Annotated in this window: 1 protein-coding gene; it reads left to right on the forward strand. The window is 35.7% G+C overall.

The features are described 5' to 3' along the window. The first annotated feature begins 437 nt into the window (after window positions 1-437). Complete coding sequence (locus EKC99_RS15285) at window positions 438-887, forward strand: DUF5071 domain-containing protein (RefSeq protein WP_052023561.1); 450 nt, start codon at window positions 438-440, stop codon at window positions 885-887. Window positions 888-984: the final 97 nt, after the last annotated feature.

The raw sequence follows: 984 nt of genomic DNA on the forward strand, positions 1-984 counted from the left end.
ACTCCTTTGCTTTCCTTGTATTCCAAGGTTTTATTCGACAGGAAGATAAAAAAATCCTCCCGATTTTTGTCGAGAGGGTGCGAAATGTGAGTTAGAACGTAAATTTAATAGGAAAAACCCAACAGTTATTTATCGTACTGGAAGTGGAAACGGCACTAATTTAACTCCAAGACCAAAAGATGTTAGTGGGCTATCCTATACTACAGTAAAGCCTTTATCTGGACCATATACAGCAACTACTATTGAGGCCATTAATGCAACAGGAAAACTAGTAGCAATAAAAGATGGTAAAACTCATGTGTCAGTGAGACCAGTAAATATGAAGAAAATGCAGGGATGGATAAACTCAAGGGAAAATGCTAATACTAGACCACATGAATATACAAAATTATTGCAGGCCCTTTCTGTGAAAGTTAAATAGTAGGAGATGAATTTTAATGGAACTTAGTGAAGTTAAAAGATTGATGAAAAACTTGAGTTGGAATATGCCCCAAGAAGTTCAACTATCTGCAATAAGGGAGTTAACAACAATTGATGATGAATACACTCCTTTGTTAATACAAGATACCGAGAAGCATTGTTGGGAGAATGCGGTTAAAGTTTTAAATAAAATTGGATACCCACGAAATAGGCTGGCGATACCCTGCTTAATAGAGTTAATGCAAGATATGAATTGGCCTGGTGTCCCTACAGCGATAGAGATATTGAAGAGTATAGATAAAAGTGTGATAGTTCCACATATAGAGGCTTCGCTAATAAAAGCAGCTGAGGATGACGATCGCATGTGGATAGGGGGAATTCAGAGACTTATAGATATATTACAAATTTCTGAATCAGACTTTCATGATAAGGAAGTATATAAGTTATTAAAATTATCGGATTGGTAAACCAAGGTATGAGTAAAATGTTTGTGGGAGAAAAAAAGACAGGTTCCTGATTTGGTATAATCAGGAACCTTTCCGATATGTAAGTAAAATAGATGAA

This window comes from Anoxybacillus sp. MB8 (genome assembly GCF_011006755.1).
In the GTDB taxonomy this organism is placed as follows: Bacteria; Bacillota; Bacilli; order Bacillales; family Anoxybacillaceae; genus Anoxybacillus; species Anoxybacillus gonensis.

Coding starts and splice junctions, on each gene's coding strand:
- EKC99_RS15285 (WP_052023561.1), top strand. CDS start 438: ATGGAACTTAGTGAAGTTAAAAGATTGATGAAAAACTTGAGTTGGAAT.